General features: G+C 54.6%; 12 protein-coding genes and 1 pseudogene. 3 read left to right on the top strand and 10 right to left on the bottom strand.

Features of this window, described 5'->3' with window-relative positions; translation table 11 throughout:
- Nucleotides 1-132: 132 nt before the first annotated feature.
- The 4 genes from F3J37_RS07390 to F3J37_RS07375 form a co-directional block, all read right to left on the bottom strand.
- Complete coding sequence (locus tag F3J37_RS07390; RefSeq protein WP_034823295.1) at nucleotides 133-999, bottom strand: helix-turn-helix domain-containing protein; 867 nt, start codon at nucleotides 997-999, stop codon at nucleotides 133-135.
- A 256-nt stretch (nucleotides 1000-1255) separates the two neighbouring features.
- Nucleotides 1256-1420: a DUF2474 domain-containing protein gene (locus F3J37_RS07385; protein WP_166932792.1), complete on the bottom strand. Its 165-nt coding sequence runs from the start codon at nucleotides 1418-1420 to the stop codon at nucleotides 1256-1258.
- A 1-nt stretch (nucleotide 1421) separates the two neighbouring features.
- Entirely contained in the window at nucleotides 1422-2426 is a 1005-nt protein-coding gene (cydB, locus tag F3J37_RS07380; RefSeq protein WP_058959314.1) for a cytochrome d ubiquinol oxidase subunit II, read from the bottom strand.
- Nucleotides 2427-2428: 2 nt separating this feature from the next.
- Nucleotides 2429-3844 carry a cytochrome ubiquinol oxidase subunit I gene (locus F3J37_RS07375; RefSeq protein ID WP_058959313.1) on the bottom strand — a complete coding sequence of 472 codons (1416 nt, stop codon included), beginning with the start codon at nucleotides 3842-3844 and terminating at the stop codon, nucleotides 2429-2431.
- A gap of 567 nt (nucleotides 3845-4411) precedes the next feature.
- Here F3J37_RS07375 and yghX point away from each other — a divergent pair.
- Nucleotides 4412-5302: a YghX family hydrolase gene (gene yghX / locus F3J37_RS07370; protein WP_166932790.1), complete on the top strand. Its 891-nt coding sequence runs from the start codon at nucleotides 4412-4414 to the stop codon at nucleotides 5300-5302.
- Nucleotides 5303-5368: 66 nt separating this feature from the next.
- Here the strand turns inward: yghX and F3J37_RS07365 are convergent, their stop codons facing one another.
- The 5 genes from F3J37_RS07365 to F3J37_RS07345 form a co-directional block, all read right to left on the bottom strand.
- Nucleotides 5369-6499 carry a mandelate racemase/muconate lactonizing enzyme family protein gene (locus tag F3J37_RS07365; protein WP_160833027.1) on the bottom strand — a complete coding sequence of 377 codons (1131 nt, stop codon included), beginning with the start codon at nucleotides 6497-6499 and terminating at the stop codon, nucleotides 5369-5371.
- Nucleotides 6496-8271 (bottom strand): alkaline phosphatase family protein, encoded by a 1776-nt coding sequence (locus tag F3J37_RS07360; protein ID WP_166932788.1) that lies wholly within the window; start codon nucleotides 8269-8271, stop codon nucleotides 6496-6498. The genes F3J37_RS07365 and F3J37_RS07360 overlap by 4 nt, the downstream gene beginning before the upstream one ends.
- A gap of 11 nt (nucleotides 8272-8282) precedes the next feature.
- On the bottom strand, nucleotides 8283-8978 hold the full coding sequence (locus tag F3J37_RS07355; protein WP_058959309.1) for a GntR family transcriptional regulator: 696 nt from the start codon (nucleotides 8976-8978) through the stop codon (nucleotides 8283-8285).
- Nucleotides 8978-10330 carry an MFS transporter gene (locus F3J37_RS07350; RefSeq protein ID WP_155287969.1) on the bottom strand — a complete coding sequence of 451 codons (1353 nt, stop codon included), beginning with the start codon at nucleotides 10328-10330 and terminating at the stop codon, nucleotides 8978-8980. The genes F3J37_RS07355 and F3J37_RS07350 overlap by 1 nt, the downstream gene beginning before the upstream one ends.
- 258 nt (nucleotides 10331-10588) lie before the next feature.
- A complete protein-coding gene (locus F3J37_RS07345; protein ID WP_034823303.1) occupies nucleotides 10589-10960 on the bottom strand; it encodes a winged helix-turn-helix transcriptional regulator in 372 nt (123 codons plus the stop codon).
- 101 nt (nucleotides 10961-11061) lie between these two features.
- Here F3J37_RS07345 and F3J37_RS07340 point away from each other — a divergent pair, with 101 nt between their 5' ends.
- Together F3J37_RS07340 and treF are read left to right on the top strand one after the other, a co-directional pair.
- Nucleotides 11062-11916: an SDR family oxidoreductase gene (locus tag F3J37_RS07340; RefSeq protein ID WP_166932786.1), complete on the top strand. Its 855-nt coding sequence runs from the start codon at nucleotides 11062-11064 to the stop codon at nucleotides 11914-11916.
- A 317-nt stretch (nucleotides 11917-12233) separates the two neighbouring features.
- Complete coding sequence (gene treF / locus F3J37_RS07335; RefSeq protein WP_166932978.1) at nucleotides 12234-13892, top strand: alpha,alpha-trehalase TreF; 1659 nt, start codon at nucleotides 12234-12236, stop codon at nucleotides 13890-13892.
- A 35-nt stretch (nucleotides 13893-13927) separates the two neighbouring features.
- On the opposite strand, the pseudogene F3J37_RS28010 reads toward treF, so the two are convergent.
- Nucleotides 13928-14198: pseudogene (locus F3J37_RS28010) on the bottom strand (IS4 family transposase); the annotation flags it as partial.

Below are 14198 nucleotides of genomic sequence, written 5' to 3'. Positions count from 1 at the left end.
TTATCCAGCCTGATGTGTGGCGGCTGGTGTTTTACGCGGCCAATCAGGTTTCAATGAAGGATTTTACGCCAGTTACGGCGAATATTTTATAAAATCGTGCGGTTAGTCACAGATAACCGCACGATTTATGCATTAGCAGGTGGAGACCGGAATATAGAAAGTGCCCTGCAGCAAATCGGGCGTGCTGTATTTCAGATCCAGCTTGAGCAGGTCTTTACCTGCCCGGCGCGCCACACCCAGTGCAGGCAAGTGGTTGTAGTAAATCTCGGCGGTAAACGCGTTGATCTCTTCCGGCGTACCGTGCCAGTCAATTTCCGCATATAAACCACTCTCGCCGGTCCAGTTCTGCACATTACGCGGCAGCACATCGGCATACTGACTCTCCAGTGCCTGGAACAAGCTAATGTGCTGCTGATCGGCAGAATTCACTCCCGGACTGAACTGGAAGCCCAGCCAGCCACGGCTGACATGTTTACCGGCAAAGCGGACAAAATCGCGGGTATGCTGCGCGACCACCTGATTATGATGATCGATGTACTCGCCAAAGCGGCACTCCCACTCAATCACTTCACCACACAGCTGCAACTCCGGCTTCTCGGCCAGACGCGCGTTGACCCACGAACGCTGCGTGGAAATACGACTGTGGAAATCCTTCATCAGCATGTCCGGGATACGACGATAGGCGCCGGGCGTCATGGAGAAGTGGCTTTTAAATACCCTCGTGAAATTCTGCTGGTTATCGAAGCCAAAGCGCACGGCAATATCGATCAGCGGCATGCTGGTCAAACGCAGCGCCATCGCTGACATGGTCAGGCGACGCTTGCGCGTATACGAGGCCAGCGTTTGGCCGGTCATCTCTTTGAACATGCGCTGCATGTGCCACTTGGAGTAACCAGATTTCAGGGTAATCAGATCGATATTGAGCTCATCGGTCAGATTCGCCTCTATCCAGTCCACCAGATCGTTGATGTACTGTTTTTTAAGATTCAGGCTGAGCATGATTTTTTCAATCGAGTGATAAGTGTGAAGGTAATGAATTTGCGCGATTAGTCACATAAATATAACAAAAACGTATTACTTACGTAAGGAAGAGTAAAGGCAGCGAGGCGGGAAAAGCATTAATTGCTTAGGTTACTAACGTTTTAGGGTCAATTTTTGCACTGCGATAATGTGAATAAGGTCGCTATTACCAGCGACCTTCACGCAATTTTTGTAACGGGGTGCACACTGTTGCGAAACGTGTTAATTCGCAAACTCAGTGTGTATGCATGCCTGCCGCGTTCATCATCATACGAAACATTGATGCCACCACACCCAGTGCCAGCACGCTTGCGCCATAAATAATGACCAGCCACATCACCCGCTTCCACCATGGCGACGGCGTTACCCTGTCTTTCATCTTGCTGACCTGAATTGGCATATCAATGGTACCCCTCATCGGCTTTGATTTTTCCGCGGAACACGTAGTAACTCCAGAAGGTGTAACCCAGAATCACCGGAATAATCAGTAAAGCGCCCACCAACATAAACGCCTGGCTGCTGGCCGGAGATGCGGCCTGCCAGATGGTGATTGACGGCGGTACGATGTTTGGCCAGATACTGATACCCAGACCGGAAAAACCGAGGAAAATCAGCGCCAGCGTCAAAAGAAACGGTGAGTAATGCGCCTCACGTTTGATGGCGCGCACAATCCCCCACGAGCACAGCACCACCAGTAGCGGAACCGGCAGGAACCAGAACAGGTTGGGACGTGAGAACCAGCGTTGCGCGATATCCGCGTGGGTGAGCGGCGTCCAGACACTGATAATGCCGACCACCAACAGCAGCGTCAGGGTGAGCGGTGTGGCCAGCGCTGACATTTTGCGGTGCAGGTCGTGCTCAGTTTTCATAATCAGCCAGGTGCAGCCCAGCAGTGCATAAGCAATCACTAAGCCAATACCGCAGAATAGCGGGAACGGCGCCAGCCAACTCATCGCTGAACCGACATATTCACGTCCAGACACCGGGAAACCATTGAGGATGGCGCCCACTGCCACGCCCTGACTAAAAGTCGCCAGCAGCGATCCGGCGATGAACGATTTATCCCAGAACGGACGATGCTCTTCAGTGGCTTTAAAGCGGAACTCAAACGCCACGCCGCGAAAAATCAAACCGATGAGCATCGCGGTTAACGGGATCGATAGCGCATCCAGCAGCACCGAATAGGCCAGCGGGAATGCGCCATACAGCGCCGCGCCACCCAGCACCAGCCAGGTTTCGTTACCATCCCACACTGGCGCCACAGTGTTGACCATCATGTCACGCTCGATCGGATCTTTGTTGAACGGCAGCAACAGTCCAATGCCCAAATCGAAGCCATCCATCACGATATACATCAGGGTGCCAAACACGATGATGGCGAACCAGATGATAGAAAAGTCGATCATAATTATTGCTCCCCACGTTTATGGGTATTGGCCGCTGACAGCGGACGAGCCGGAGTGTGTTGCTCACCCGGGCCACCGTGCGCCACTTCTCTACCTTCACCGGTCACCGGGCCTTGTTTAATCAGGCGCATCATGTAGTGATAGCCGACACCAAACACCGAGCAGTAGACCACGATGAACGCCATCAGACTGATGCTCATATGCAGATTGCCATGGGCAGAGACCGCATCAATGGTGCGCTGCACGCCATATACTACCCACGGCTGGCGACCCATTTCGGTGGTGATCCATCCCGCCAGAATGGCGATCAGTCCCGATGGCCCCATCAGCAAGCAGAACCACAAAAACGGCCGCGACTGATACAGGCGCTTCTTCACCCGCAGCCACAGGCTGATCACTCCCATACCGATCATCAACAAACCGAGCGCTACCATCACGCGGAACGACCAGAAAATCACCGTGGAGTTTGGGCGATCCTCTTTCGGGAAGGTTTTCAGTGCCGGGATCTGCTTCTCGAGGCTGTGCGTCAGAATCAGGCTACCGAGATAGGGAATCTCCAGCGCATATTTGGTGCGCTCCTGCTCCATATCCGGCACACCGAACAGAATCAGTGGCGTGGCTTCACCCGGCTTGTTTTCCCAGTGCCCTTCTATCGCCGCGATTTTGGCTGGCTGATATTCCAGCGTGTTCAGGCCATGCGCATCGCCGAGAAACGCCTGAATCGGTGAGACGATCAGTGCCATCCACAGCGCCATCGAAAACATCTTGCGCACGGCTGGGTTGTCATTGCCGCGCAGCAGATGCCAGGCCGCAGAAGCGCCGACAAAGAAGGCACTGGCGAGGAAAGCCGCGGTGGACATATGTAGCAATCTGAACGGGAATGACGGGTTAAAAATGATCCTGAGCCAGTCCTGCGGCACCACAACGCCGTTTTCGATGATGTAACCCTGTGGGGTATGCATCCAGCTGTTACTGGCCAGAATCCAGAAGGTCGAGAAAATGGTGCCTAACGCCACCATGCAGGTGGCGAAGAAGTGCAGACCGGGGCCGACGCGGTTCCAGCCAAACAGCATCACACCGAGGAAACCCGCTTCGAGGAAGAAGGCGGTTAATACTTCATAGGTGAGCAGCGGACCGGTGATACTGCCGGCAAACTGCGAGAAACCACTCCAGTTAGTGCCGAACTGGTAAGCCATTACCAGCCCGGAGACCACGCCCATACCGAAGTTTACGGCAAAGGCTTTAGACCAGAAATGATAGAGATCGCGATAGGTCTCGTTGCGGGTTTTCAGCCACATCCCTTCGAGCACCGCCAGGAAACTGGCGAGGCCGATGGTGATGGCTGGAAAAATAATATGGAAGGAGACAGTAAAGGCGAACTGTATCCTTGCCAGGTGAAAGGCATCTAATCCAAACATTGCTTACCTCATTGCCACAAAGTGCACTGGAATTTTTACTTATAATGAACCACAGCGTGCGGGGAGTTATTTCGTCTTATCGAATGAAAGGTCGCACTAATGTAAAGGGAAGGCGCCAGAACGAAAATAAACAGAGGAAGTCTGTAAAACTATAACAGTGTTTTTTGATGGCGATCATTGTCTCGATCAGAGACTAATTGATTGATATGACAGCCAAAGGTTAACAACCCTCACTTATTGTGACGATATTGTTATTGTTCCATAAGGCAGAACTTCAGCGTTAACAGGTAAGCACTTCATTTGATTATTATTATATACAGACAACAGAAAGGTTAATTAACTTTCTCGCTAAATGGCGTGTCAATAATTTCAGACAATATGGCGTTATCCCGATTGTTAATTAAAATGGCCTGTTTTTAATACCAAACGATATATTTTTCCAGACCTGCACTCAGCGCATCGCGCTCTCTTCATTCTTAACGCTTTGCGGCATAGCGTTTGCAAGCATTAACCCGCTGTGCTTTTTTAGAGCAGCAAAGCCATCGGTTAATCAGCGAAGGAGAGGTTATGACCCGTCTTACCGCACAGGATTTTCCCCAGGAACTGCTTGAGTTATATGACTATTACGCGCACGGCAGGATCAGTAAACGTGAGTTCATCACCCTGGCCGCCAAATTCACCATCGCCGGTATGACCGGTGCCACCCTGCTTACCGCCATGAGCCCCAACTATGCACTGGCGCATCAAGTTGAATTCACCGACCCCGAGATCAAACCCGAATACATCCACTACCCTTCCCCGCAGGGCCATGGCGAGGTGCGCGGCTATCTGGTGCGTCCGACTAACGCTAGCGGCAAAGTGGGTGCAGTGGTGGTAGTGCATGAGAATCGCGGACTGAATCCGTACATTGAAGATGTCGCACGTCGCGTGGCCAAAGCCGGATATATCGCGCTGGCACCGGACGGCCTGAGTTCAATGGGCGGTTATCCGGGTAATGATGAAGAGGGTCGTGCAATGCAGGCCAAAGTCGATCCCACTAAGTTGATGAACGACTTTTTTGCTGCCGTTGATTTCCTGATGCACCACGAAGAAGGCACTGGCAAGGTGGGGATCACTGGCTTCTGTTACGGCGGCGGTGTGGCGAATGCTGCTGCGGTGGCCTTCCCCGAACTGGCTTGTGCAGTGCCGTTTTATGGTCGCCAGCCCAAAGCGGAAGACGTGCCGCGCATCAACGCCCCGCTGCTGCTGCACTATGCCGCGTTAGACAAAGGCATCAACGAAGGCTGGCCAGCGTATGAAGAGGCGCTGAAAGCTAACCATAAAACCTATGAAGCCTATATCTATCCCGGCGTAAATCATGGCTTCCACAACGACTCGACCCCGCGTTATGACAAAGCGGCAGCAGAGTTAGCGTGGAGCCGGACATTGGGGTGGTTTGAGAAATATTTGCACGGCTAATAACGTCAGTACCCAACAGCGAGACGCGCAGCGAGGACGGCCTTCAGGCCGCCCTTCTTCTCCCCTCTACAGCGCGAAATGCCGTAATGCATCGCGGTTAATCTCAATGCCTAATCCCGGCCCATTAGGGATTTGCACCCACCCTTTTTGCTGCACAATGGGCTCAGCAATGATGGCCTGTCGAATCGGATGCTCGGTTTGATCGAATTCAAGCAGCGGCTGAACCGGCTGTAATGACGTGGGCGTATGCGTGGGCACTGTCGCCATCCATTGCAACGAAGCTGCAATACCAATGCCGCTGCCCCAGACATGCGGATTGACGCGCACACCAAAAGCCTGCGCCATGTCAGCAATCTTCTTGCACTCTGATAAACCACCGGCCGCACAAATATCGGGTTGGATAATATCCATCGCCTGCTGTGTCAGCACTTCGCGGAAACCATAGCGGGTGAATTCGCACTCGCCACCGGCTACCGGGATATCAATCGCGGCTTTCACTGCACGGTAGCCGGCTAAATCTTCCGGCGGCACTGGCTCTTCAAACCAGCCAATATCCAGCTCTTCCACTTCCCGGCCAAGCCGAATGGCGGCTATCGCGTCATAGGCATGATTTGCATCGATCATTAGCGCAGCGTCTTCGCCAATGGTGTCGCGAATGGCCCGCGTCACGGCCGCATCCTCACTCACGCCAAATCCCACTTTGAGCTTCATTGCCTGGAATCCCTGCTCTATGTAACCCGCCGCTTCTTCGCACAAATAGTGCAGCGGATCCCCACTGTCACGCCGATACAATCCGGTGGCGTAAGCCTGCACTTCGGTTCGCGTGGCGCCACCCAGCAGTTGATAAGTCGGGACGCCAAAATATTTACCGCGCAGATCCCACAGCGCGATATCAATGCCGCTTAATCCCTGAATCACCACGCCTTTTTGGCCGTGGTCGCGCAGTCTGGCGTAAAGTTCCTGCCAGAGAAACTCGCTGCGCAATGCATCTTCGCCAATCAACATCTGCCCGAGTTCCTCCACCACCGCTTTGGTGATGCGCGCCGGACCGTAGCACTCTCCCCAGCCAACCAGCCCCTGATCGGTAACGATCTCCACCAGCATCGCGGTGCGGGTATCATAACGGGCACGTGAATAGGCGAACGGTTGGCTAAGTTTGGCACTCAGCAGATGCGTGTTAACGGCGGTGATTTTCATGATTGTGGCTCCTGCGGGGTGTCAAAAATTTCACTCATGATGCGTCCATCGAGATCGCGTGTGTTAAGGCCAAGCCAGTGCGCCAGCGTCGCCGCCGGATCGGTCATGCGGTAAGGCCCTCGCTGCTGTCGCGGATGGTAGTAACCTTGTCGAATGCCTTTGCCCCATGCCAGCATCACGCCATAGTTGGAGCCAAGCGCGGTTTCTGCGGTGGGTTTCTGCGGGCCATGATTTGCGCCAGGCTCCTCCACCGCACAGATGTCTTCACCCGTCTGACTAACGCCCCAGACGAAACCGGTGTTGTAGGCAAAGACAATGTCGCCTGAGCAGTCGCCCCAGAATCCCAGAGCCACTGCATCGTCACGTCGCAGCGCGATACTCACCGCGTTACGCACGCCATCGCCCTCCTGCACCTGCCAGCCGCTCAGTGCCTGCAGGGTTCGAGCGCAGAGATCGTCAACCTGCTGTGGTGCAACGACGTCATGATTCACGAAGATTTCCAGGCCGCCACGCTCTGCTTTGAGATAGAGCGGCGAACGGGTCATATCTGGCAAGCCTTGCGCGTCCAGCACGGCCAGCGCCTGCTTTTGCAGATAACGATAGATGTCGCACATATAACTGTTGGGCACAGCGCCGTGATCGGAGGCGAGCATCACCAGCGTTTCCTCGTCCGTTTCATCCAGTAAGCGGCCAATGCTGTGATCAAGGATTTGGTAACTGCGACGCATCACCGCGTCGTATTGCTCTGCCTGCTGTGCATCAAAGAACGGAGAGTCTGGATCGGTCTGCCCAAGGCAGTTGTGGTGCGATTCGTCCACCAGTCGGTGCACCGTGGCCCACAATGCAAACCCCTGGCGTTGCGTTAATTCCAGTGCGCTATCCACCAGCCACTGTGACTGCTCATCGCCCTCCTGCCAGGTTGCCGCCAGATAAGGGGTATGTGGCGCCGCTTTTGCCACCCATTTGCTGAAGAAAGGTGTTTGCTGCTGTAAATAACGCGTATCACTGCTTAGGGCATCGGTACGCGTTACCTGGCTTTGCAAAATTTCGATATTGCCCTGCGCATCGCATTCACCGCAGTAAAAACGCACGCTGCCAGGAATGTCATCGGCGGCAAGCGACAGCCAGGCAGACCATTCTCCGATCGGCAGGACAACCCGCTGTTCACCGAGCAGCAGGGAGGGCTGTCCCTGCTCAACCTGCAGCGTTAACGCCAGCTCATCACCCTGCCCGCCGCGTAACCACAGGACATAACCCTCTTCGCTCACCTCAAGCGCCTGCCACGCGCCTTTATTGTGATACGCCAGCGCACTTTTCGGTGGCCAGCCCAGCGTTTGTTGCTTTGCACCGCCCTGGCCTAAACGCTCGCTGAGGCGCGTGGTGTGTCCCATTGGCCGGAATATCTCGCCCGGCCACGGCTGAGCACGTCCCCAATAGGGCGCAAAGCTGAAGTGGTCGCCATCGGCTTTAACGCTTTCCGGAAAATGCACCAGTGCCGCACGCTGTCCAGCCTCTTGCAGGGTCGCCAGCAAGTTGTGGCTTTGCTGATTGTCGGGCGGCATCCCCTGGCCAATCCAGCTGGTGCCGGGACTCTGCCCGGTCAGAAAGGTCACCCAGTTCACATCGCCCCATGCCGAGATAAAGGGCAGCAACTCCGCTGCAGAACCCTGCTGAAACATGCGGGCAATGTGGGGCAGCGCGCCCTGTGCCACATAGCGTTGCAGCAGCGGCATCGTCAGGCCGTCAACGCCAAAAATAATCGCCTTGCGCATCGTAACTCCTGTCAAAGAGAGGGCGTGAGTCGCACGCCGGGAGAGGGGAAGCCGGGCTGCTGCATCAGCCCTTCCAGAATACTTTGCAGGCTACTGCGGATGTGTAGTCGCATCGCCTGTTCGGCCGCATCGGCATCGCGCGACTGCATGGCCGCTAAAATCTGACAATGCTCGAGCCAGGATTGCCATTTACGGCCTGGCAGATTCATCGCGATAACGTGAAACAGCTGAAGACGATCCAGATAAAGCGTCATGATGCTGCTGATATAAGGATTGTCGGCGTGCGCAAAGATCAGCGTATGGATCTCATCACCGGCATCGGTAGCATTCAGTTCATCGTCACGCAGACCTTGCTCCAGCGCGGCCAGCTTATCCGCCATCACCGCCAGCTCATGATCGGGTGTTCGCTGCGTCGCCTGCCGCGTGGCAATCCCTTCCAGTGCCTCACGAATGACAAACAGCTGTTGAATATCCTGCAATTTGATTTCGCTGACGAACCAGCCTTTGCGTGGCGTCAACTCCACAAAGCGTTCCTGCTGCAGGCGATACAGCGCTTCACGTATCGGCGTGCGACTCATGCCCAACTGGTCAATCAATCCCATCTCTGTCAATGAGCTACCCGGAGCCAGCGTCAGTGACAAAATCATCTCTTTGATACGCCGATACGCTATTTCGCTGAGCGAAGGCTTGTAGCCAGGACTCTCCATTACGCTTCCTCCCCAACATCGCGCAGTTCAAAACGTTTGATCTTGCCGACCATGAACAGATAGAAAAGGATCACTGCCACCGCATGCGCGATCACAAACCACAACACGCCGTTGAAAGATCCGGTGAGTTGCAGGATGAAGCCGATGATGATCGGCGTGGTGATGCTCGACGCATTGCTGAAAGTGTTAAGCACGCTGCCGGATAAACCTGCGATCTCTTTTGGCGCGGTGTCAGCGTTGACCGTCCAGCCCATGCCGCCTATGCCTTTGCCGAGGAAAGAGGCCGCCATAATCGCGATAACGGCGGTTTCTGAGTCGGTGTAATTACACAGCACCATGACGCAACACAGCAGCATGCCGCAGACAATCGGCAGTTTGCGCGCCAGTGACAGCGACATCCCGCGACGAATCAGCACATCTGACAGGAAGCCGCCCATAATGCCGCCAAGGAATCCGCATACTGCCGGAATGGCCGCGACAAACCCCGCTTTCATGATGGTCATGTGCTTTTCTTGCACCAGGTAAACCGGAAACCAGGTGATGAAGAAGAAGCCAATCGCGTTTAAGCAATATTGCGCAAGGTAGATGCCCAGCATCATGCGGCTGCCGAGCAATTGCTTCAGCCAACTGAGGCGCGGCTTGTGCTTATCGCCATCCATATTCACCAGCGCCCCACCCTGCTGCATATGATCCAACTCAGCCTGGTTCGTCATCGGATGGGACAAGGGATCGTGCACCAGTTTGCGGAATAGCGGCAGGAAGGCGATGCCGATCAGACCCAGCACAGTAAACACCGAGTGCCAGCCGTAGGTATGTGCCAGCCAGCCCATCAGCGGGGCAAAAAATACGGTGGCACCGTATTGCGCGGAGGCAAAGATCGCCGCCGCCGTGCCGCGCTCAGAAGCCGGGAACCAGGCTGCTACCAGGCGACTGTTCGCCGGAAATGACGGTGATTCCGCCGCACCGACTAAAAATCGCAGACAAAACACCACCACGACCGCCGCCGCGCCAGTGACAAAACCCGCGAGACCCGTCATCAGGGTGAACAGCGACCAGAAAAAGATGCTCAGGCTGTAGATCAGTTTCGAGCCGTAGCGATCCAGCAGCCAACCACCCGGCAACTGGAACAGCACATAGGCCCAGCCGAATGCCGAAAAGATCACGCCCATGTCTACGGCGTTGAGTCCGAGATCTTTTGCCATCCCCGGCCCCGCCAGCGAGATCGAGGCGCGGTCGGCATAGTTAATCAGCGTGACAAAAAACAACACGGCGACCACCAGCCAGCGCACGTTCGTTCTGCGTGCACTGATCGCCTTATCCAGCGTTATCGATTTAGATTGTCCCTGTGGCATGACGTACCTCATGACGACAGCATTAACCTTTTGGCCGTGGTGTTTTTGGCCCCGTAACGCATCAAATTCAAGTTGGATGCGGATTGTATACAACGTAGATACAGGCTGGAGAGCGCGCCAGCGGGGTTACGGGTAACCGCCGTTTTTTGGTCATAAAGTGTGAGAAGGATCGAGAGATTCAGGGGGAGATCAGGAAAAAATGTGAAAGTGATCAGGGTAAAAAACGAGTGGGTCGGCACTCTGCGCCGACCTCGCGATTCAGGCGGATTGCGCATCCTTCACAATGCGGTGCACATTGCTTTCCAGCCAGTCGGCCAGGCCAATCACGTGCCCTTCAACTTCACGTCCGAGCGGCGTCAGTCGATACTCCACATGCGGTGGCACCACTTCATAGGCGATGCGCTCGATAAACCCATCTTCTTCCATATAGCGCAGCGTTTGCGCCAGCATGCGTTCACTGACGCCACCAATCTTCCGGCGCAGCTCGCTAAAACGCAGCGTTTCTTCGCGCAGCGCTAATAATACCAATACGCTCCAGCGGCTGGTGATGCGCTTGAGCACGTCGCGTGAAGGGCAATTGACGTTAAGCAGCTCGCCGCGGATAAATTTATTACTCAATTTTTCAGACATTTATGCTGCCTCTTCCAAACTAACAAATCTGTAAGTACTTACTAAAAGTTAGTTTATCCCTTAGGCTGATTTCATTCCAGCTCAAACTGAAGGAGAACATCATGATTGCGATTACCGGTGCCACAGGCCAACTGGGCCGTTTGGTGATTAACGAGTTACTGAAAAAAGTGCCTGCCAGCGAAGTGATTGCGGCAGTGCGTTCACCTGAGAAAGCAGACGATTTGAAAGCGCTGGGCGTGACGTTGCGCGCGGCGGATTACAGCAAGCCAGACACGCTGAAAAGCGCGTTCAGCGGCGTCGACAAACTGCTGCTGATCTCTTCCAGCGAAGTCGGCCAGCGTGAAGCGCAGCACCAGGCGGTGATTGATGCGGCAAAAGCGGCGGGCGTGAAGTTTATCGCTTACACCAGCCTGTTGCATGCGGACACCACCACGCTGGGTCTGGGCGTCGAGCATCGCGCCACAGAAGCGATGCTTAAGGCCTCAGGCGTGCCCTATGCCCTGCTGCGTAATGGCTGGTACACCGAAAACTATGCCGCCAGCATTGCCCCAGCGCTGGCGCATCACGCCTTTATTGGCGCGGTCGGTGAAGGCCGCATCTCATCGGCCGCTCGCGTGGACTATGCCGCCGCCGCCGCTGAAGTGATCAGCCGTGACGATCAGGCTGGTAAAGTGTATGAACTGGCTGGCGATGAGAGCTACACGCTGGCCGAGTTCAGTGCTGAGATTGCTAAACAGTCTGGCGAGCAAGTGGATTACATCAACCTGCCGCCTGCTGAGTTTGAGGCAGCATTGAAAGGCGCCGATTTGCCGGATGCGTTGGCAGAACTGCTGGCGGACTCCGATGCCGGTGCCGCACAAGGCGGGCTGTTTGATGACAGCCGAGCGCTGAGCAAACTGATTGGTCGCCCGACCACGCCGTATGCAGAGGTGATTAAAGCCACACTGGCGAAATAATGCCTGTTCAGGCCAGCGAAAGCTGGCCTGATTCCCGTCACGTATGCCACCAAATGATCAAAGCCAAACGCGGTATTTAAGCCAAATAATGGCGATTTTCTTATTTACAGATAATTCTGTGCACTGATTTGAACCAGTATTTAAAACACTGCTTTCACTTCCTGAAATATAGCTTGTTGTAATCGCTGTAAATTCACTAAAAAGCCGGATCAATCGACAAGATTTATTACGTTCATAGATATTTCGCATTGTTGTCTCAGCTATTCAAAGCTCTATAATTTGTGCTTTGAGCAACCAGGCAATTTCAGGAGGCCGCTATTAATACTAACCACCAGCAACGTCAAGCTTTCGGGGAACACGAAGCCAATGCTGATCTGGGGTATCAATACGATCCTCACGAATTTATCCGCGAAGGCATGGAGGATTCCGAGCCGGAACCGGAGCTGATCCAGGGTCTGCCCGCGCCAGATGCGCTCACCCCTGCCGATCGCTACCTTGAACTGTTCGAGCACGTGCAGATGTCGCGCATATTTCCGGACGGAAAAACATTCCCGGACTGCGCGCCAAAATATGATCCGCTGGATATATTAATCCGCTATCGTCGCACTCGTCGCTCGGCCGAATTCGATCTCGAAAAATTCGTGCACGACCATTTTTATTTGCCGCAGGTGAATGAAAGTTTTTATGTTTCCAATCCAGATAAATCGCTGACGGAACATATTGACGAGCTGTGGCCGGTGTTAACTAAAATGCCGCAGCAGCATTTACCGCACTCATCGCTGCTGCCGCTGCCAAAACCTTATGTGGTGCCCGGCGGACGCTTTGGTGAGACCTATTACTGGGACTCCTATTTCAGCATGCTCGGCCTTGCCGATGCCGGGCGTGACGATTTGCTGCGCGACATGGCAGATAACTTCGCATGGCTAATCGATAACTACGGCCACGTGCCAAACGGCAACCGGACTTATTATCTCAGCCGCTCACAGCCGCCGGTGTTTGCCCTGATGGTGGAGCTGTTTGAAGAGGATGGGATTCGCGGTGCCAAACGTTATCTCGACCAGCTGATGAAAGAGTATCAGTTCTGGATGGATGGCGCGGGCGAGCTGATGCCACATCAGGCTTATCGCCACGTGGTGCGCATGCCCGATGGCTCGCTGCTCAACCGCTACTGGGATGACCGCGACACCCCGCGCGATGAGTCGTGGATGGAAGACGTGGAAACCGCCAGCAAATCGAGCCGACCGGCTAATGAGGTGTACCGCGATTTGCGTGCCGGTGCCGCATCGGGCTGGGATTACTCCTCGCGCTGGTTGCGCGATCCGCAACGTCTGGCCAGCATTCGCACTACCCAGTTTATCCCTGTGGACCTGAATGCGTTTCTCTACAAGCTGGAACTGATGATCTCCACCCTGTCGCATGCTAAAGGCGAAGAGCTAACGGCGCTGGCGTGGCAGAAAAAAGCCGATACGCGTAAGCAAGCGATTCATCGTTATCTGTGGGATGACACCGCAGGCGTGTACCGTGATTACAACTGGCGCGACGAACGCTTTGGTGCCTTCACGGCAGCGGCTGTGGTGCCGCTGTTCCTCGGCCTGGCCACGCCGGAGCAGGCACATCTGCAGGCGGTGGCGCTGCGCCAGTTGCTGCTGACGCAGGGCGGTCTGGTGACATCGATGGTAGAGAGCGGTGAACAGTGGGATAAACCCAACGGCTGGGCACCATTACAATGGATGGCGGTAGTGGGTCTGAATCATTACGGCGAAGAGACGCTGGCGACAGAGATTGCCGTTAACTGGCTGACCACGGTGAATAACTTCTATTCGCTGCATCACAAGCTGGTGGAGAAGTACGACATCAGCGGCGATCGCGCCCGTCCGGGTGGCGGCGGTGAATATCCACTGCAGGATGGATTTGGCTGGACCAACGGTGTGACCCGCAGGCTAATGTCGATGTACGGACATCTGCTGGCGGATTAAAACAGAAAGGGCGCATCAGGCGTAATGCTTGTCAGTTAAGATCTTAATGGAGGCCGCAACGGATAACGTTGTGGCCTCTTTTTTACCGCCCTTGGGTAATGCCGCACTCTTCTTTCCGGCAGCACCAGCCCTGGCGCCATCGCCATTATCTCTTCCATTATCCGCGGTATTTTTCCCCCTGAGATGCCCGGTAGCAGGCTCAGATGACTTCTCAGATACAGTGCGGACTGCTTAAAACTCATCTGATAAGGTTCCACGCCTTTCAGGCTGTACGCCATCTGCGCCATCATGAACCTCAGAAGGTTA

This window comes from Candidatus Pantoea communis, from assembly GCF_011752685.1.
In the GTDB taxonomy this organism is placed as follows: domain Bacteria; phylum Pseudomonadota; class Gammaproteobacteria; order Enterobacterales; family Enterobacteriaceae; genus Pantoea; species Pantoea communis.
This window is presented reverse-complemented; position numbering and strand designations above follow the sequence as displayed.